The sequence below is a fragment of the Lentilactobacillus hilgardii DSM 20176 = ATCC 8290 genome, assembly GCF_000159315.1.
Lineage (GTDB): Bacteria > Bacillota > Bacilli > Lactobacillales > Lactobacillaceae > Lentilactobacillus > Lentilactobacillus hilgardii.
Window position 1 is genome coordinate 3,431 of sequence record NZ_GG669996.1, and the last position, 19,477, is coordinate 22,907.

Below are 19,477 nucleotides of genomic sequence, written 5' to 3' on the forward strand. Positions count from 1 at the left end.
ATAAATGAACATATTCTTCTGGGATAAGTCTTTAAAAATAAATTGGTATAGATTGGTAATAAAAATTGGTATATACATTAATATGAAATTAAACGCCTATATAAAGGGATTACTAACGGATTTACTTATATTGGTACTTGCCAAAAATTGGACGATGTGATAATCTGTATAAGCAAGATAAATAGTTAAAGGGGATCTTTTAAATGAAAAATGTATTATTAATTTGTGAAAACGGTATTTCAAGTAACTTCCTTTTAAAATCTGCTAAGTCATTTATGGAAGTCTATGACGTTCAATTTAACCTGATTTCTACAGATTATACCAAAGCAGATACATATTTGGATAGCAATATTGATTTAGTTTTAATTGCTCCTCAGGCGTCATATCATGATAAAGAAATCAAAATGATTGATGGCAGAGCCAAGGTGAAGACAATTCCAGATGATGTTTATGGATGGGCCAATGGAGAAAAGTTAGTTAAATTTATTATGAATGAGTTCACACCAGCAGAGGCAATGTAAGTGAATGATGATGAACTTAATCAAATTGCAATGTCGATGTTAATGTATTCGGGACATGCAAAGAAAATATTATCTGAGATATTGGATCAATTATCAAATTCAGTTAGAAAAACAAGATCATACTGAAAATTTATCAACGGCTTATAATTGGCTTAAAAAAGCGCACATTGAACAAAATAAAATAATGCAGCATGCGCAACAACTACAATATTCAGTTTTATTAACGCATGCTCAGGATACATTAATGAACACTGAGACTATCTATTTTATAGTCAAGCGTTTCATTCCGATAATCTTAAATTCCAAAAAATAAATTACTAAAGAAAAATCAGCGATGTAAAGGCATTTGCCTGTCTAGACAGCTTTATTAGAGGATAGGGTTTGTTGAATTCGTTGTGTATCTAGCTTATAATTATTTTTATGATTTATTCTTTAAACGAGAGTAATTTTAAATAAAGATCTAATCCCACTAACAATCTGTTAAACGGATTAGATTTATTTTTTGGAGGGTGTCACATGCAACAACAAGGTCAAAGTGACCAGGAGAAGCGTGCAGATACGTCATTCTTCGGCCAACCTCGTGGGCTTTCTACATTGTTCTTTACAGAAATGTGGGAGCGGTTCAGTTACTACGGGATGCGCGCAATTCTTCTTTACTACATGTATTGGAGTGTGGCTAAGGGTGGACTTGGTTTTGAGCCCGGCTTGGCTGCGTCAATCATGTCAATTTACGGGTCACTTGTTTATTTGTCATCAGTTGTCGGCGGATTTATTAGTGACCGAATTTTAGGTAGTCGAAGAACTGTTTTTTATGGTGGTATATTGATCATGTTTGGTCATATTGCACTATCAATGCCACTAGGTTCGATTGCTTTGTTTGTCTCAATCGTTTTAATCACGTTGGGAACCGGTTTATTAAAACCTAATATCTCTGAAATGGTTGGCGATTTATATACTGAATACGACAATCGACGAGATTCTGGTTTTACAATTTTCGTCTTTGGTATTAACTTTGGTTCCTTTATTTCACCAATTCTTGTTGGGTATCTCGGGCAGCATGTTAATTTCCATTTAGGCTTTTCACTAGCTGCTATTGGTATGTTTTTTGGATTACTTCAGTATATCCGTGGTGGAAAGAAGCATCTTCCAAGCTCAAGTTTGTACGCTTCCGATCCATTGGAACCTGAAGATGTCAAAAAATTGTCCGTCAAGGTTGGACTTGGTGTCGTTGTCTTTGCGTTGATATTACTCTTAATGAACGTTATGGGTGCTTTAAACATTGGTAACTTTATCACCTTGTTAAGTGTTATTGCCGTTGCAACACCAATTATCTATTTCATTATCATCATCACCAGCAAGAAGATCACCAGTACAGAACGCTCGCGTGTCATTGCTTACATTCCATTATTTATTGCTGCTGCTATTTTTTGGGCAATTGAGGAGCAAGGATCAAGTGTTTTAGCGCTTTTTGCAGCTAACCAAACTAATAATAGTTTATTTGGTTTCCAGATTCCCGCAAGCTGGTATCAGTCATTGAACCCATTCTTTATTATGCTTTATACGCCATTCTTTGCATGGCTTTGGATTAAGCTGGGTAAGAAACAGCCAAGTTCGCCAAGTAAATTTTCACTTGGTCTTATGATAGCAGGACTTTCATACCTCTTTATGGTCATTCCCGTTGCGTTGTTTGGCAGCTCTGCCAAAGTAAGTCCATTTTGGTTAATCGGAAGCTGGGCAATCGTCGAAGTTGCTGAATTGCTTATTTCACCAATTGGGCTTTCTGTGACAACCAAGTTGGCGCCGAAATCGTTTGAATCGCAAATGATGAGCATGTGGTTCCTAGCTGATTCCGCAGCTCAAGCTGTTAATTCTCAAATCGTTAAATACTATACGCCAGACAATGAAGTCAGGTACTTTACGATGGTTGCAATTGCTGCAGTTATCGTGGGTATTCTATTAGCCTTTTTAATTAAACCAATTAAGAAATTAATGGAAGGCGTCAATTAGTTTTAAATCGCATAAAATGTGTTATCCTACTTGGGATAGCACATTTTTTATGAGGAGATAAAAGATGATTCGAATAGCAGCCTCTAGTGACAACCACTTGGATTTGAATAAAGTACCAACTGACGGTATCATTCATCAGCAAGCTCAATATTTAACTGAAAATAAAATTGATTATTATTTAGTAGCAGGTGATTTGTTTAACGATTTCCACGAAACTGTCAGTTATATTCAGCAATTGTCAGGACAACTATCTATTACTCAAGTGTTGTTTATCGCAGGCAATCACGATATGATACGAAACGTGACCTATGATCAATTGGAAAATGGACATTGGCCGGGTTATTTAAATAATCACTATTTTGATATTCCGGAGACAAATTATCGAATTATAGGGCTAAATGGTTGGTATGACTATTCATTTGCAAAGAACACCGGCAAAACAGAAGTACAATTTCACCAATGGAAAATGGCCTATTGGATAGATAGCCTTATTAAGCAGCCTATGAGCGATCCACAACGAGAGGGAATAGTTATTGACAAATTAAAAGAGCAGCTTGAGATGGCCCAAAAGGCGCAAAAAAAGGTTATTTTAATGACACACTTTGTACCAAACCAATTGTTTATTCGATATACAGGTGATAATCGATTTTGGAACATGGCTAATGCAATGCTCGGTAGTGTGAAAGTCGGGCAACTGATTGACGAATATGCTGTTCCCATTGTTATTTTTGGACACATTCATGATCATATGAATCCCAGGAAAATTGGAAACACATGGTATTATAACGGTGCAGTTGGATACCATAATCATCACCATAATGAATGGCAGACCAATACCTTTTATAGTGAGTGGCTAAAGCAGTTAAAAACAATTCAACTTTTTTAATAATTTTGCTTGACGAAATAGCGATAATTTTGTATTATTATATTCGTTGGTTTGATACCGACACAGATTGCGGAGGGGTAGCGAAGTCTGGCTAAACGCGGCGGACTGTAAATCCGCTCCTTCGGGTTCGGTGGTTCGAATCCACTCCCCTCCATTTTATTCTTGGGCTATAGCCAAGAGGTAAGGCAACGGGTTTTGATCCCGTGATGCGCTGGTTCGAACCCAGCTAGCCCAATAATTGATTATTTCCCGTTTTCATAGGTTATTAAAGGCCTGTGGAGACGGGATTTTTTGTGTCTCCCATTTCTTTGACTATCACTCATGGGTCAGCAAAAAGCTAGCCATTCTTAGATTAAAGGGTTTAGAAGCTAAAATACCTTCTTGCTTTTTTTATCAGTCTGGTAAAATTGGGGCTGTTTTGACATCTATACAAGCCGTTCGACGGTTTCGGGCGAGTCCTGAGCCCCTTGGTCATCCAACGGTTCCCAACACCCTATGATGACGCTGTTTGACGCTGAAAAAGTTGTTTTTTAAAATAGTATCGTTCCATTTTAAGACCAACAGTTCCGATTCTTGCATGCAGAAAGAATAGTTGAAGGGCTTGATTATCATCTTTGAGGTATCCAATGAAATGCCGCAATTTTTCTCTATCATAAATAGTTTTTAATATTTTGGCCTATATGTCGTCTATTTGTTTGGAGGAGACGATTTTCACTTCTTTTTATCTGAATCAATAGCTAATTCATTTAGTCAGATGATGTTTTGTTTAGATACAAAAAAGGTTGATATCTTACGGCATCAACCCCTAAAATAAAAAACGATTATCTCTTATCCCAACGGTTAGCCTTGCTGGGAAATACCATTAAAATAAAGAACCAGATTGTTCCAATTAATGGTACTAAATCAATTAAAATCCACCAACCAACATGATCAGAATCATGTAATCGACGTATCTTAACTGTAAATGTAGCAATCCAAACGATCAAGCCGACTGTTCGAACGGTGGAATCCACTGCTAAATCTTTCAAATTTCTGATCGAATCAAATGAGTACCCAGTGACATGGCTAATAATAATGACAGCGATAATACCTAAAACGTAATTGATAATAATAGGCCACCAATAATCTGAACGACTGGCGGTACCAGAAACGTTAAAAATATTTTTCCAAAAACGTTTATACGATGTAATCATAGTCAAGACCCTCTCTCTTAAATATCAGCTTTTAATGACATCAGTGTTTGGTCAAAATAAATTCTGATCGATTAAAATCTCTACTGTGTTACTGGTATTACTTTTTTCATCGTGATGTCCAATATGAGCTGTTTTATAACCAATTCATAGCGATATCGGCCTAAAAATAAGAATTGCATCATCTTTTGTTTAAACCTAAAACTCCTTTTTCTTTGGATGATGTAGGGGCTCATTCTCTGTAGATTGAGTTTACGTTTTTTACATATTTTTATTTCGTCACTTGTTGACAATACAAGCCTTTCCAAAACATAACGAAGAAATATAACAAGCATGCTTTAAAAACAATTTTAGAATGACATCACACAAATGATTATAAACTTATCAAGTAATTCTGTAATTGAAAACATCGTAAACACAACGATGCTTTGGTTCCGAATAAACATGATGAACGCCAATGTGCATTAATTTGTGCTTAGGCAGAAACTACATCTATTATTTCTTAGATCGCCACGGTAAATTAAGTCTCTTTTTTGATCAGAAGTTATGTTTTTTTAAAACCTTTCGTCGTTATAAAAAGATTTAAGCTTCACTTAACCCACCATCTTTAAGCTTATTGCAACAATCAAAAACAGTAATAGTTAAATTAAGGGAAGGTGAGCGTTATGGTTAAATGGATTCCGTATTTTATTGATGTGACCAGTGTTCTAATCTGGCTGAAAATTCAATCAAGTCAGATTGCGAAACTTTCACGGTGGCAGTTAACAACAATTTTATCAGCAGTTATTTACGTGATCACTGTCAGTTATCTAACACTGGCACCTACTTCATATGCATTTGTCGGGACACAACAAGTTGCACCGTTAATGGTTGGTAATGTCCCTGTGAATCTAATTCCTTTTTGGAGTACAACATCGGACTTTTATCAAAATGTATTAATGATGTTACCTATGGGTGTTTACATTGCGTTGTTAAGACCGGATTTTAAAGCCAAGCGCACGGTTCTTTTAGGGTTGGTCGTAAGCGTTGGCATTGAAACATTACAATTTATTTTGGATTGGAGTGTTGGGTTATCCAGATGGGTAGATATTAACGATGTTTTAACAAATACATTTGGTGTCCTTGTCGGATGGGTACTGGTCATTAGTCTACAACATACTTTTTTAAAACGTTTAATCAAGAAGTTTACGATTGATTTTTCATTTATTTATCATCATAAATAGAGTGAATCAACGTAATCATGTTATATATAATGACAATGGATTAATATGTTTTTTTGCTATTCTACAAATTTAGTAGTTGCAATCTGCTTAAAATTCCGCTATTGTCGAATTAAAGAAAGATTGGAATAGTCCGATATAACTGTTAGGAGAATGAATATGAAAATTGGCTTTATTGGTGTTGGCGCAATGGCCCAAGCAATTATTCAGGGCTTACTTAGAGCAAAATTTGTGCCAGCAAAAGACATTTTGGTCCATAGTGCACACCAGGCTCGTTATGAACAATATGCAGACCAATATGGATTAACGGCACAGAAAACAAATGCGGAACTCACCCAGAACAGTGATTTGGTTGTATTAGCTGTTGTTCCTGGAATTGTGGCAGACGTTTTAAATGAAATAAACGGTGAATTAAAATCTAACAAAACGCTTATTTCGATTGTATCTGGCATTGGTCTCAATCGACTGGAAGAGTTAACCGATTATAATCTGCCAATTTTACGAAGTCTGCCAAACATTAACTCGGAATACGGACAGGGCATGACGGCTATTGCTACTAATGAAAATTTAGTAGGCGAGCAAAAGAAGACAGCGGTCTCGCTGTTTGAGGCAACGGGTGAGATTAGTGAACTTCCTGAAGACCAATTTGCCATTTTTAGTGCTATTTCCGGTAGCGCGGTGGCTTATGTGGATTTCTTTATCGATTGTTTAAGTCGCGCCGGTGTGAAATATGGATTCAATAAAGAAACTGCTACTAAAATTGCTGCCCAAACCGCACTTGGATCCGCACAATCTTTATTAGCTTCTAAACAAACACCTGCTGAGATGATTGACAAAGTTTGTTCTCCGGGTGGTGATACCATTGCCGGCATTCTCGCGATGGAACAGGCTGGCCTTTTGAACTCTGTTATTAAAGGAATTGATGCAACAATTGATAAATCAATCGGAAATTCAAAATAAAAGGAATTGAAATTTTACTGAGATGTCAAAAGTTTTGACGAATGGTCATATTTATACTGGTCGGCGTGAAATCAAGTGTGGATTTATCAGATTTTCCGATAAGGTTAATGCAATTGGCTCCATGCAGGATTTTCATCTTCAACGGGATGATGATGTTAATGATTTGAAAGGGAAGTTAGTTGTTCCCGGGTTTATAGATGTGCATGTTCATGGCGGTTATGGGATCGACTCGATGACAGGAGATAGCAGTCACATTAGCCAGATGGTATCTAAAATGAAATCTGAGGGTGTTACAGCGCTTTTACTAACAACGATGACTCAATCTCCCTCAAAGATCTCACATGCTATGGTGGCGATTAGAGAGGCTACTCTAATCAACCCAGTAATTGTTGGTATTCATTTGGAAGGCCCGTTTGTGTCAAAAAAATTTAATGGTGCCCAGCCAATTGATCAGATTCAATCAGTCAATGTCAGCGACTTATCACGCTGGAATCAATTATCCGGTGGGTTGGTTCGTCTGATAACCTACGCGCCAGAGGTAAATGATCATCGATCTCTGGAGGCATATTGTAATGCCCACCAAATTAGAATTTCTGTGGGGCATAGTGATGCTACGTACAAAAAATTGCAACAATGTCAGGTTGACCACATAACCCATCTTTTCAATGCTCAGCGAGGACTTCATCAAAGAGAACCGGGCGTCGTTGGTTTTTCAATGCTATCTGACATGCCAGTGGAACTTATCTGTGACGGGTATCATGTTGTTTCTCCGGTTGTAAAATTAGCTTATCGAATCATCGGATCAGATCGACTTGAACTTGTAACGGATGCAATGGAAGCAAAAGGGATGGTTGATGGAGATTATCAGCTTGGCGGTCAGCACGTTTTGGTTACAAAAAACCGGGCAATTCTTGGAAACGGGAAACTTGCAGGTTCTGTGCTCAAGTTTGATCAGGCATTTAGGAATGTGATTCAATTTACCGGCTGCTCGATTGGTGATGCGGTAAAAATGAGCTCGACCAATCAAGCCAAAGAATTCAATTTGAAAGGGAAGGGATCCCTTGAAATTGGAAGCGATGCGGACATCAATGTGTTTGACAACCAACTAGACCTTATGGCAACGTATAGTTATGGTAAATAATTTACACAAATTTAAAGTAGGTGGTAACAATGGGTTTACCAATATATATTCAAATTCATAATGATATTAAGCGAAATATTGAAGCCGAGAAATGGAAAATCGGTGATCGAATTCCTTCAGAGCGGGAATTATCAACGGAGTTTGGCGTTAGTCGAATGACACTTCGCCAAGCAATCCAAACATTAGTTGATGAAGGGATCTTGGAACGACGGGTTGGTTCTGGAACGTTTGTTGCCAACCAAAAGGTTCAGGAACGAATGTCGGGGGTAACCGGTTTTACCGATTTAATGTTGGCGCAAGGCAAGAAACCTTCCAGCAAAACAATTTCATATCATACGATGGAACCGTCTTTGAGTGAAATGGAGAAATTAAAGATTACCCAAGATCAATCGGTGTTGCGAATGGAACGAATTCGATACGGGGATAATATTCCAATTTGTTTTGAAGTCGCAACCGTTCCGGAAAATATCGTTGCCGGTTTGGAAAAGTCCGAAGTCACGAGTTCGCTATACAGGGCCTTGGAGCAAAAAAAGAATTTAAGCCTTGGAAAGGCACAGCAGACTGTTTCTGCGATGCTGGCTTCTGAAAGAATTGCAGAATATCTTGATATTAAGCGTGGAGACGCAATTTTAAGACTTCGACAGATTACATATTTGCAGGATGGTCGACCGTTTGAGTACGTTAGAACACAGTACGTTGGTGATCGTTTTGAATTTTATCTGGAAAAGGGTTAGTAGGTTGAACTCAAATTAAATAAACCGGATACCCACATTTAAGGTGTGAGTACCCGGTTTATTGTTTATTTAGATTATTTCTTGACGGAATTGTCGACAGAAAGGGCACCTTATCGAATAAAAATTAGTTTGTCATCATAATTTTAAGACAATCATCCCTAATAAAAGCACGAGGGATCAGATCATTCACAAAACGAGCTGAAGTCGTTTTAAATGATGCCCACATTTCATGATGGATCCTTCTAATTATCTTCCCGACAAGCGTTCCTTTAGAACCGCCATCAAATATCTTGGCAATACCGATAGTCGGGAAATCCGGCTTGGTTCTTTCACAACTCGATATAACCATTCTAGATGCATTTTTTGCCAGCTCTTTGGCGCACGTTTAACTGTTCCGGTTAGAACATCGAAAGAACCACCAATGCCCATCCAAAGACTATCAGATATTTGTCGATTCTTATCGATAAACGCTTCCTGTTTTGGAAATCCGGTTGCCACAAATACCATGTCGGGTTGTGTTCTGGCAATGTCGCCGACAATATTGCGATCATCACCAAAATAACCGTTATGAGTACCGGCAATTTTTAGGCCGGTATATTTTTGAGTCACGATTTCTCTTAGTTTGTTGATAACCTCGGTTTTGGCACCAACAAAATAAGCTGACTTATGATTTTGACTTCCCCATTCCAAGAGGCTCACAAATAAATCATAGCCTGCAATTCTTTCTTGAAGGGGATCCTTCAACAGTTTTGCGCCAATGATAATGCCAATGCCATCTGCAATGATATAGTCCGCCTTTTTTATTAAGACCTCGTATGGTCTGTTCTGCCGAGCATACATCACAATTTCAGGGTTTGCAGTAACAACAAACGTATTTTTATGATGATCAATGCGTTGCTTTAGCAGGCTTTCAAATTGTTCTTGGTTGGTGTTTTCAAAAGGAATGCCCAGAATTGAAACGGGCTTTTTTTGACTTTGCTTCTCCATAAAATCTCCCTGTTTCTAATTGTATTAATTTGAAATAATTGCATAATTCTTTTCAATATTCAGAATAATGATAGAATTAAACTAATTATATAACATTTATCTGGGAGGATAATTTAATAAAATGCCAAAATTTGACAACTTAACCCTCCATACTGATTTCTATGAAATTAATATGATGGCCACTTACTTTGAAAAACACATGCAAAATCGGCATGCGGTCTTTGAGGTGTTCTTTCGTAAACTGCCTTTTGGAAACGGATACGCTGTTTTTGCCGGCCTTCAACATGTCATTGAGTACATTCAAGACTTGAATTTTACTGATGACGATATTGATTATTTAAAAGAAGTGACCAACTATCCAACAGATTTTTTAGACTATCTTCGTCATTTTAAATTCAAAGGAACCATTAGATCTGCTCTTGAAGGTGATTTGGTATTTGCTAATGAACCCATCCTTCAAGTTGAAGGAACGCTTTGTGAGTGCCAACTTGTTGAGACAGCTATTTTAAACATGGTCAATTATCAAACGTTAATTGCAACCAAGGCTTCGCGAATTCGAACGGTTGTTGGCGATGATCCACTAATGGAATTTGGAACCAGAAGAGCTCAAGAAGTTTCTGCTGCTTTGTGGGGAACCCGTGCCGCAATTATTGGCGGTTTTGATTCAACCTCAAATGTTTTAGCCGGTAAGGCGTTTGGAATTCCCATCAGCGGCACGCATGCCCATTCATTGGTTGAATCCTTTGGAAATGACTATGATGCCTTTAAAGCATACGCCCAAACCCATCATGATTGTGTTTTTTTGGTCGACACTTACGATACACTTAAGAGTGGTGTGCCGAGTGCAATCAAAGTTGCTGACGAAATGGGAGATAAAATCAAATTTGCCGGTGTTCGGTTGGATTCGGGCGATATGGCTTATTTGTCCAAGCGGGTTCGAGAATTACTTGATAATGCCGGCTATGAGGATACAAAGATTTTTGCTTCAAATGATATGGACGAAACAACAATTGCCAGCTTGAAAATGCAACATGCCAAGATAGATGTTTGGGGTATTGGTACAAAAGTGATTACCGCCTTTGATCAACCCGCGTTGGGTGCGGTTTACAAGATGGTGTCAGTTGAGCATTCTGACGGTAGGATGAAAGATACAATCAAGATTTCAGGAAATGCAGAAAAAGTGTCAACGCCTGGCAAAAAGCAGGTGTGGCGAATTACAGATGCTCGGGATGGTAAATCGGAAGGCGATTATATTACCTTGTCTGATGAGGATCCCCGTCAGGAAAAATCAATTTTTATGTTTCACCCGAATTACACGTATATTAACAAAACGGTTGAAAACTTTAATGCACAACCGCTTCTTCAACCGATTTTTGAAAAGGGAAAATTGGTCTACCAAGTACCTGATTTAAAAGAAATTTCTCATTATGCTAAAAAGCAGGTCGCGTCATTGTGGCCTGAATATAAGCGTGAACTTAATCCGCAAAAATATCCTGTTGACCTATCGCAAAAGTGCTGGGACAATAAACGTGACATTATTGAAAAGGTCCGTAACTACGTACAGCAAATTAATTTTTAAGTTAAAGGATGGATGACCATGCGAGAAAAGCAACAAGAAATTATTGATGCGTTAAGGGTTCAACCAACGATTGATCCAAAAGTGGAAATTAGAAGAAGTGTTGATTTTTTAAAATCTTATTTGAAAAAATACGATTTTTTTAAATCACTCGTTTTGGGAATTTCCGGTGGTCAGGATTCGACATTAGCCGGGAAGTTGTCACAGATGGCAGTTTCAGAGTTACGCGATGAGACGGGTGACAATCGTTATCAATTTATTGCTGTTCGATTACCGTATGGTGTGCAGGCAGACGAATCTGACGCATTGGCAGCAATTAAGTATATTCAGGCGGATCAGACGTTTAGAGTTGATATTCAATCTGCAGTTGATGCGGCTGTTGAATCCGTGGAAGCAAATGACGTCAACGTCAGTGATTTTAATAAGGGCAATATTAAAGCCCGCCAACGAATGATCGCCCAATATGCAATTGCCGGTAGTACAAATGGCGTTGTGGTCGGTACAGATCATGCGGCAGAAGCTGTGACCGGTTTTTACACAAAGTTTGGTGATGGTGCCGCTGATATCACACCGCTTTGGCGGCTGGATAAACGTCAGGAAAAGCAGTTGCTTGAAGTGTTGGATGCTCCTAAGCATCTGTACCAAAAGACGCCTACAGCCGATTTGGAAGATAATCGACCAGCGTTGCCTGATGAAGTTGCACTTGGGGTGACCTATCAAGATATTGATGATTATCTGGAAGGCAGAGAAGTTTCTCAAAAGTCAGCTGAAACGATTGAAAGCTGGTATCGAAAGACTGAGCATAAGCGTCACACACCAATTAATGTTTATGATACATTTTGGAAGTAGTATTAGGTGACAAAACATGAATATTTAGGTATAATATTCTCAAATAAAGGGAGTAACCAGCAATAGTAATTGCGAATATCTCGTCAACGTGTAATCTTGTATTTCCGGGATATTTCTTAAATGGTGAGACTTATGAATTCTTTTCACAAGAGTTTATGGGTCTCTTTTTCTTTAAAAAGGAGGAAATTAATGAAGCAGCAGGGAAAATTATTTTATCAACAATCCGTTAATGACGTCATGCAGCAAATGAAAGCGAATCCTGAAGGGTTATCGGACCAGTCTGTTGAACAGCGGCGGGCACAATTTGGTTATAATCGACTTCAGGCAAAGCGTCGGACAACGTTATTTGAAAAATTTATCGCACAATTTAAAGATTTAATGATTATCATTTTGATTATTGCAGCAATTATTGCGGGGATTGCCGGAGAACATATTGATGCTGCAATTATTATTGCTGTGGTCATTTTAAATGCGGTCTTCGGCGTCTTTCAAGAGTCAAAGGCAGAAAATGCAATTGATTCGTTGAAACAGATGTCGGCTCCAATGGCTACAGTGCTGAGAAATGGCCGTGAGACAACGGTTAAAAGTGAAGAGATTGTTCCTGGAGATATTGTTCTTCTTGAAGCAGGAGATGTTGTGCCTGCTGATATTCGATTGATCGAAACAAATACTTTAAAAATTGAAGAAGCAGCTTTAACAGGGGAATCGGTGCCGGTTAATAAGCAGGTTGAGACAATTAATGACACAGATCTGCCACTTGGTGATCGTAAGAATCTTGGCTTTATGAACAGCAATGTAACCTCCGGACGCGGAGTCGGGGTGGTTACCGGCACCGGGATGAACACTGAGGTTGGTAAGATTGCCCATATGTTAAACACAACGGAAGAAGCAACAACGCCTCTTCAAGAAAATCTCAATAAGCTTGGTAAGGTATTAACAATTCTGATTTTAGTTATTGCAGTTATTGTCTTTGGTGTTGGTATGTGGCGAGGCGAGGAAAGCCTGATTAATATGCTGTTAACAGCCATTTCTTTAGCGGTTGCGGCTATTCCGGAAGGCCTGCCTGCTATTGTGACTGTTACTTTGGCAATTGGTACGCAACAAATGGCCCGCCACCGTGCGCTGATTCGAAAATTACAAGCTGTGGAAACATTGGGAAGTACGGATATTATTGCATCGGATAAAACCGGAACGTTGACCCAGAATAAGATGACCGTTGAAAAAGTTTATTTGGATGGTCAACTAAAAGACTCTGGCGAAACGAAGCAGTTATTATCAGACAAATTACCACAGATTATGATTTTAAATAACGATACAAAATTTTTGGAAGACGGATTAGGTGGTGATCCAACCGAAACAGCTTTGATTTCGTTTTATTTAAATCATGATTTGCCGGTTCAGGAATTCATTAAAAAGTATCAGCGTGTGGCTGAGATTCCGTTTGATTCTGAACGAAAATTGATGTCAACCTATAACAAAGTTGATGACGGCCAAATCATGATGACGATGAAAGGTGCACCGGACCAACTACTGGCTCGCGTTACCCAAATTCTTGATCATGGTCAAGTTCGGCAAATCACAGATGAAGATAAGCAAAAGATCAGCGAAACAAATCATGAGTTAGCTACGCAAGCATTAAGGGTACTGGCTTTTGCATATCGAATGGTTGATAAAGTACCAACAGAATTAACGAGTGATGCCCAGGAACATGACATGATCTTTACAGGGTTGATCGGCATGATTGATCCCGAGAGGCCTGAAGTAGCGCAAGCAGTTGCAGAAGCAAAGACTGCGGGAATTAAATCTGTCATGATTACCGGAGACCATCAGGATACGGCTCAGGCGATTGCCAAGCGACTCGGAATTCTAGAGAGATCCGATCATTCAACTGATAGGGTCATTAACGGGGCGCAACTGGATGAATTATCAGACAGCCAGTTTGAGAACCAGGTTGAAAACATTGCCGTTTATGCCAGAGTTGCACCGGAACACAAGGTTAGAATTGTGAATGCCTGGCAAAAGAAGGGTAAAGTCGTTGCGATGACCGGTGACGGTGTTAATGATGCACCGGCGTTAAAAGCGGCTGACATTGGTGTCGGAATGGGAATTACAGGTACTGAAGTTTCGAAAGAAGCCAGCGATATGGTTCTGGCCGATGACAATTTTGCAACAATTGTAACGGCAGTTAAAGCAGGGCGAAAAGTATTTGCCAATATTCAAAAGTCACTTCAATATCTGTTGTCTGCCAACCTAGGGGAGGTTTTGACATTGTTTGTCATGACCATGATGGGTTGGGAGATTTTGGCACCGGTTCAAATTCTTTGGATTAATCTGGTGACAGATACTTTTCCAGCTATTGCATTAGGTGTTGAACTGGCAGAGCCGGGAATTATGAAACGTAAACCGCGTGGACGCTCGTCAAATTTCCTGTCGGGCGGAATTATGAGTAATATTCTTTATCAAGGATTCTTTGAAGGCTTTATTACTTTAAGTGTATACGCGTTTGCCATCTTGAATCCAGTTCATTCGTCAGAAGCATTAATTCATGCGGATGCATTGACAATGGCCTATGCAACTCTTGGGTTGATTCAATTATTCCACGCATTTAATTCGAAAACGATCCATCAATCCATTTTCAAGGTGGGGCTTTTCAAGAATAAATTCTTTAATTGGGCACTTTTGGGTTCTACATTACTACTGGTGCTCACAATTGTTGTACCTGGATTTAATGATATGTTCCATGTCACTGAATTAGGCCCTTCACAATGGATTGTTGTGATTATTGGCGGATTTATGATCGTTGTTATCTCAGAAGTAGTAAAATATGTACAGCGTCATTTCTTCAATCAACAATAATTTTTAGATGGGGGTCATTCTTTTTGAAACCACAAGACTTAAGAAGATATGCCAAAATTGTTTCCGATATTATCGATTCAACACAATCAAACGGTGAAGATTTAAATGCAGACTACGAAGTGTTGAGAAAATCAATTGATGATAAGACCGTTTCTGACCTTGGTTCAGATAGATTAACACAAATTAAAACGCATTTTCAGTCTGGAACTGATAAGTATCAAGACAATGTAAATAAGCTTGAACAGGCGCCGGTACCGGTTAAAATACTGGGTAAACATAAAATATTAGTCAGAGCCTATGCGGATTATGCGAATGCATGTCAGGATATGACAGACAGCTTAAATCCTGAAGATGCATCGATTGATGCCAAAAAATTCAATCGATCTGAAAAAGACCAGGAAAATCACATTGCAAAAGTTTCTGACGTTACGACAAGAATTATGGGAATGTTATAAAAAGTGTGAAAATCTAGTCTGGGATAACTCGGAATGTAAGCCAGCGGGAAGCAAATTCCTGTTTTGGGGATTTGACGGTTGTTGGTTTACATGCAGGTTTATGATTAGAGGAACAGTCCTAAAAAAGTGTGCGAATCAAAGCGGTTAACATCTGGAGCATAAGGCGTCAAATTGGGAAATCCCGAACTTGGATTTTTTAATTTGATCCCTTATGAGGAGCGATGTTGCTTTGAGGAACAGTCCTAAAAAAGTGTGCGAATCAAAGCGGTTAGTAGTCGATTTTAGGCCGTAATGAGCATTTCTTTATAGTACCGTCTGATTTTGAGAACCTTTTTCTTCTCCCAAATATGGGGCTTGAAGAAGGTTCTCTTTTTGGTTCAACTTATTTTGACCATTTGGCATGATATAATGAAAGCTAGATTAATAATGAGGTGGGTTATTTCATGGACATAACGCTTGCTGAGAAAATACAGCATGATTTACCGAAGATTCGCGTAAAACAAATAGCTGAAACGCTGAAAATGCTTGAAGAAGGGGATACGGTTCCTTTTATTGCCCGTTATCGAAAAGAACGGACATCAAACTTGGATGAAGTTGAAATTCGAGATATTCAAGCCTCGGCTCATAGAATCCAAACGTTGGATAAACGTAAGGATGAGGTTATTAAGATTATTGAAGAGCAAAAGGCATTAACGCCTAAACTCAAAAAACAAATTGAGACGGCAACCGTTCTTCAACAGGTTGAAGATCTTTATTTGCCGTACAAGCAGAAACGGCGTACAAAAGCGACCATTGCCAAAGAAAAGGGACTTTTACCCTTGGCAAAGGCGGCAACTAGTTTTGACAATGAACTTGATAACAAAATTAGTCAGGCAATTGATCCTGATAAAGACCTTTCCGATCGAGAAACGGTTATTTCTGGAATCCATGAAATCATTGCCGAAGAAGTTGGGGACAGCGCTAATTTTCGAAAGTGGATTCGGCAAAACACAAATCGTTATGGGGTCATGACAACGAAAGTTAAGCGTGGCGCTAAAGAAAAGGATGAGACCGGCACTTACCAACAGTATTATGATTTTACCCAGTCTGTCAGAGAAATACCGTCCTATCGAACGTTAGCAATTAACCGTGGTGAAAAAGAAGGTATTTTAAATGTCAAAATCACAGTTAACGAAACACCGATTAATTGGTATCTGACATCAAACATGATTGGAAAGCATTCGGGATTGGCAGCTGACATTGTTAAAGATGCAACCTTGGACGGGTATCAGCGATTCATTGGACCCGCAATTGAACGTGAGATTCGAAGGGAATTGAGCGAAAAAGCGGCTGAGCATGCCATTGATATTTTTGGTAAAAATTTATATAACCTGCTGATGCAGGCACCCTTAAAAGGACGGGTCGTAATGGGATTTGATCCTGCGTATCGTACTGGATGCAAATTGGCTGTCGTTGATTCAAATGGCAAATATCTGGATAAGACAGTGATCTACCCGCATAAGCCAGCCAGTGAGGCAAAACGAAAGGCTGCTGAAGGGTTATTTATTGATTTCATTAATAAAAACCACGTTGAAATGATTGCAATCGGAAACGGGACTGCCAGCCGGGAGTCGGAACAATTTGTAGCGAATGCAATTAAGAAACTAGATACACCGGTTTATTACGTCATTGTTAATGAAGCGGGTGCATCCGTATATTCTGCCAGCAGGGTTGCTCGTGAGGAGTTTCCGGATTTCAGTGTTGAACAGCGGTCTGCTGTCAGCATTGCTAGAAGAATTCAGGATCCATTGGCAGAACTGGTTAAAATTGATCCCCAAGCAATTGGAGTTGGTCAATATCAACACGATGTCCCTCAAAAACAACTTGGTGAAAAACTGGATCAGGTTGTTGAAACCGCGGTTAATCAAGTTGGTGTTAATTTGAACACCGCAAGTCCGGACCTTTTGGTTCATATTTCAGGATTAACTAAGTCAACGGCTAATAATATCGTGAAATTTCGGAACGAATCAGGAAAGTTTAGCAATCGAACGGATTTAAAAAAGGTTCCAAGATTAGGTCCTAAAGCATTTGAACAATCAGTTGGATTTTTAAGGATTATTAATGGCAGTAATCCGCTTGATAATACGGATATTCATCCTGAGAGTTATTCAGCTGCAACAAAATTACTTTCACAATATGACCTAACAATTAATGATTTAGGGAAACCGATTGTGGCTGAAAAATTAGTCCATTTGGATTTACCTGTGGTTGCGCAAACAATTGATGTTGGAGAAGAAACTTTAAGGGACATCGTTAAAGGAATTGAGACACCAGGCAGGGATTTACGGGATGATATGCCGACACCCCTGTTAAAAAAAGATGTTTTGACCATGGAAGACCTCAAGCCCGGAATGAAGCTTCAGGGAACGGTTCGAAACGTTGTCGACTTTGGTGCTTTTGTGGATATTGGCGTTAAGCAGGATGGCTTGGTGCATATTTCGAAAATGAGCAAAACATTTGTTAGAGATCCCAGTAAGCTGGTTTCAGTAGGTGATATTGTAACGGTTTGGATAGATTCAGTAGATGTTAATCGGCATCGAATTCAATTGTCAATGATTGAACCTGCTGATTAGGTTCAGAGGTTTAGAAAGGATTTTCTCGTGACAGATCAACAATTACAGCGTTTAGTGGAAAAAGTATCACTTCAATTTTTTGCTAAACCTTTTAATCACCACGCTTATTTTAATCATCGCTTGAAAACAACGGGCGGTCGGTATCACTTGGACTCGCATGATATTGATATTAATCCTAAAATGGGTGATCACAGCACCCATGATGTTTTAATCGGGATCATTAAGCATGAGTTATGCCACTACCACCTACATTTAGCAGGCTATTCAGGAAAACATAACACAAAAGAGTTCAAACAATTGTTAAAAGCGGTCGGGGGATCCAGATATGCACCTAGGCTGTCGGAAAATGAAAGAAGAACCCCGTTTAGGTACTTTTATCGATGCCCTCATTGTGGCTTAGAGTATCATAGAAAGAGAAAGATTGACTTGAAGCGGTATGTTTGTGGAAGATGTCGAAGTCAGTTACGCTTGATTTCAGAAAGTGCTTAGTCATTAATAGGTAATAGATAAGATTCTGTTTGGATAAATCATTGTGATTAGGGAGATGTGTTCGATGGCAAAAATTATTATTCGAGTTCCGGCCACTTCTGCTAATGTCGGTTCAGGAATGGATTCTGTTGGAATTGCACTTCATATGTACTATACCGTTATCGTGGAGGAAGAAACCGATCACTGGAAAGTCAATCATGCATTGGGGAGCGATATCCCCACTGATGAGCGTAATTTAATTGTGCAAACTGTTTTGAAAGTTGACCCTGATATTCATCCTCATCAGTTAACTGTTATTTCTGATGTTCCGATTGCTCATGGATTGGGATCAAGTACGACAGCTGTGGTTGCCGGAATAAAGATTGCAAACGCGCTGGGAAGTTTAGAGTTACCACTGGACGATCAGATAACGATGGGGGCAAAATTTGAAACTCATCCTGAAAACGTTGCTGCCGCAATGTTGGGTGGGCTAGCTGTCTCAACATTTGATGGAAAGCACGCGGTTGCAACAAAGCTGGAATTACCCGACCTTTATGCATTAGTTTATATCCGACCGGATGGTTTAAGTGAAGCTCAAAGTCGCAAGAAACTTCCTCAAACAATTGATTACCAAACTGCGGTTAGGGCAAGCAGTAAGGAAAATGTATTTATTGCACTGGTAGGGCAAGGGAAATTTGATAAGGCGGTCTCTTTAATTGAAGATGACCAGTTCCACGAACCCTATCGTAAAGACTTAGTTCCCGAAATGGCTGTGATTAAAGAGACAGCTCATGAGTTGGGCATTCACAGCACCTATTTATCTGGAGCAGGGCCGACAGTTGCAACACTTGGCGAAAAATCAGCATTAACGCAATTGAGAATTGAATTACAGGAAAAAAATTTAAATGGCAGTTTGAGATTATTGGAAGTCGATGAACAAGGTGCAACTGTTCGCGGCGAATAGGGTTTGTGTGACTTGAAAAGCGAATAAAATGAGGTTAATCGTGAATATTTT

Annotated in this window: 17 protein-coding genes and 2 tRNA genes; 17 read left to right on the top strand and 2 right to left on the bottom strand. The window is 39.0% G+C overall.

From position 1 onward, the window contains the following. Window positions 1-203: 203 nt before the first annotated feature. The 6 genes from HMPREF0519_RS10620 to HMPREF0519_RS10645 all read left to right on the top strand — a co-directional run bounded on the left by HMPREF0519_RS10620 (window position 204) and on the right by HMPREF0519_RS10645 (window position 3,649). Window positions 204-521, top strand: coding sequence for a PTS sugar transporter subunit IIB (locus HMPREF0519_RS10620; RefSeq protein ID WP_003561132.1), 318 nt, complete (start codon window positions 204-206; stop codon window positions 519-521). A 55-nt stretch (window positions 522-576) separates the two neighbouring features. Then, a complete protein-coding gene (locus tag HMPREF0519_RS10625; protein WP_003636126.1) occupies window positions 577-834 on the top strand; it encodes a PTS lactose/cellobiose transporter subunit IIA in 258 nt (85 codons plus the stop codon). Between the two features lie 203 nt (window positions 835-1,037). Continuing rightward, entirely contained in the window at window positions 1,038-2,528 is a 1,491-nt protein-coding gene (locus HMPREF0519_RS10630) for a peptide MFS transporter (protein ID WP_003636128.1), read from the top strand. 64 nt (window positions 2,529-2,592) lie between these two features. Beyond that, entirely contained in the window at window positions 2,593-3,414 is an 822-nt protein-coding gene (locus tag HMPREF0519_RS10635) for a metallophosphoesterase (RefSeq protein ID WP_003561126.1), read from the top strand. A gap of 71 nt (window positions 3,415-3,485) precedes the next feature. Then, window positions 3,486-3,568 (top strand) — tRNA-Tyr (locus tag HMPREF0519_RS10640). Window positions 3,569-3,577: 9 nt separating this feature from the next. After that, a tRNA-Gln gene (locus tag HMPREF0519_RS10645) sits at window positions 3,578-3,649 on the top strand. A 586-nt stretch (window positions 3,650-4,235) separates the two neighbouring features. Here the strand turns inward: HMPREF0519_RS10645 and HMPREF0519_RS10650 are convergent. Continuing rightward, entirely contained in the window at window positions 4,236-4,607 is a 372-nt protein-coding gene (locus HMPREF0519_RS10650) for a DUF805 domain-containing protein (protein ID WP_003554768.1), read from the bottom strand. 662 nt (window positions 4,608-5,269) lie between these two features. On the opposite strand from HMPREF0519_RS10650, the gene HMPREF0519_RS10660 reads away from it, so the two are divergent. The 4 genes from HMPREF0519_RS10660 (at window position 5,270) to HMPREF0519_RS10675 (ending at window position 8,659) form a co-directional block, all read left to right on the top strand. Next, window positions 5,270-5,827: a VanZ family protein gene (locus HMPREF0519_RS10660; RefSeq protein WP_003636130.1), complete on the top strand. Its 558-nt coding sequence runs from the start codon at window positions 5,270-5,272 to the stop codon at window positions 5,825-5,827. Window positions 5,828-5,983: 156 nt separating this feature from the next. Next, window positions 5,984-6,784, top strand: a complete 801-nt coding sequence (proC, locus tag HMPREF0519_RS10665) for a pyrroline-5-carboxylate reductase (RefSeq protein ID WP_225428953.1) — start codon at window positions 5,984-5,986, stop codon at window positions 6,782-6,784. A gap of 22 nt (window positions 6,785-6,806) precedes the next feature. Then, window positions 6,807-7,925, top strand: coding sequence for an N-acetylglucosamine-6-phosphate deacetylase (gene nagA / locus HMPREF0519_RS10670; protein ID WP_003636132.1), 1,119 nt, complete (start codon window positions 6,807-6,809; stop codon window positions 7,923-7,925). A 29-nt stretch (window positions 7,926-7,954) separates the two neighbouring features. After that, on the top strand, window positions 7,955-8,659 hold the full coding sequence (locus HMPREF0519_RS10675) for a GntR family transcriptional regulator (RefSeq protein WP_003554758.1): 705 nt from the start codon (window positions 7,955-7,957) through the stop codon (window positions 8,657-8,659). Window positions 8,660-8,905: 246 nt separating this feature from the next. Here HMPREF0519_RS10675 and HMPREF0519_RS10680 read toward each other — a convergent pair whose 3' ends face one another. Continuing rightward, window positions 8,906-9,646: a WecB/TagA/CpsF family glycosyltransferase gene (locus HMPREF0519_RS10680; protein WP_003636134.1), complete on the bottom strand. Its 741-nt coding sequence runs from the start codon at window positions 9,644-9,646 to the stop codon at window positions 8,906-8,908. A 121-nt stretch (window positions 9,647-9,767) separates the two neighbouring features. Between HMPREF0519_RS10680 and HMPREF0519_RS10685 the strand changes: the two genes are divergently transcribed. The 7 genes from HMPREF0519_RS10685 (at window position 9,768) to thrB (ending at window position 19,426) form a co-directional block, all read left to right on the top strand. Continuing rightward, window positions 9,768-11,225: a nicotinate phosphoribosyltransferase gene (locus HMPREF0519_RS10685; RefSeq protein ID WP_003561112.1), complete on the top strand. Its 1,458-nt coding sequence runs from the start codon at window positions 9,768-9,770 to the stop codon at window positions 11,223-11,225. Window positions 11,226-11,243: 18 nt separating this feature from the next. Next, entirely contained in the window at window positions 11,244-12,071 is an 828-nt protein-coding gene (gene nadE / locus HMPREF0519_RS10690; RefSeq protein WP_040472803.1) for an NAD(+) synthase, read from the top strand. 189 nt (window positions 12,072-12,260) lie between these two features. After that, the gene (locus tag HMPREF0519_RS10695) at window positions 12,261-14,927 is read left to right on the top strand and encodes a calcium-translocating P-type ATPase, PMCA-type (protein ID WP_040472804.1); all 2,667 of its coding nucleotides are present in this window, start codon (window positions 12,261-12,263) and stop codon (window positions 14,925-14,927) included. A gap of 23 nt (window positions 14,928-14,950) precedes the next feature. Next, window positions 14,951-15,382: a hypothetical protein gene (locus tag HMPREF0519_RS10700; RefSeq protein WP_003561105.1), complete on the top strand. Its 432-nt coding sequence runs from the start codon at window positions 14,951-14,953 to the stop codon at window positions 15,380-15,382. Between the two features lie 443 nt (window positions 15,383-15,825). Beyond that, a complete protein-coding gene (locus HMPREF0519_RS10705) occupies window positions 15,826-17,994 on the top strand; it encodes a Tex family protein (protein ID WP_003636139.1) in 2,169 nt (722 codons plus the stop codon). A gap of 27 nt (window positions 17,995-18,021) precedes the next feature. After that, complete coding sequence (locus tag HMPREF0519_RS10710) at window positions 18,022-18,483, top strand: SprT family protein (RefSeq protein ID WP_003636141.1); 462 nt, start codon at window positions 18,022-18,024, stop codon at window positions 18,481-18,483. A gap of 64 nt (window positions 18,484-18,547) precedes the next feature. Further along, window positions 18,548-19,426 (top strand): homoserine kinase, encoded by an 879-nt coding sequence (gene thrB, locus HMPREF0519_RS10715; protein WP_003636143.1) that lies wholly within the window; start codon window positions 18,548-18,550, stop codon window positions 19,424-19,426. Window positions 19,427-19,477: the final 51 nt, after the last annotated feature.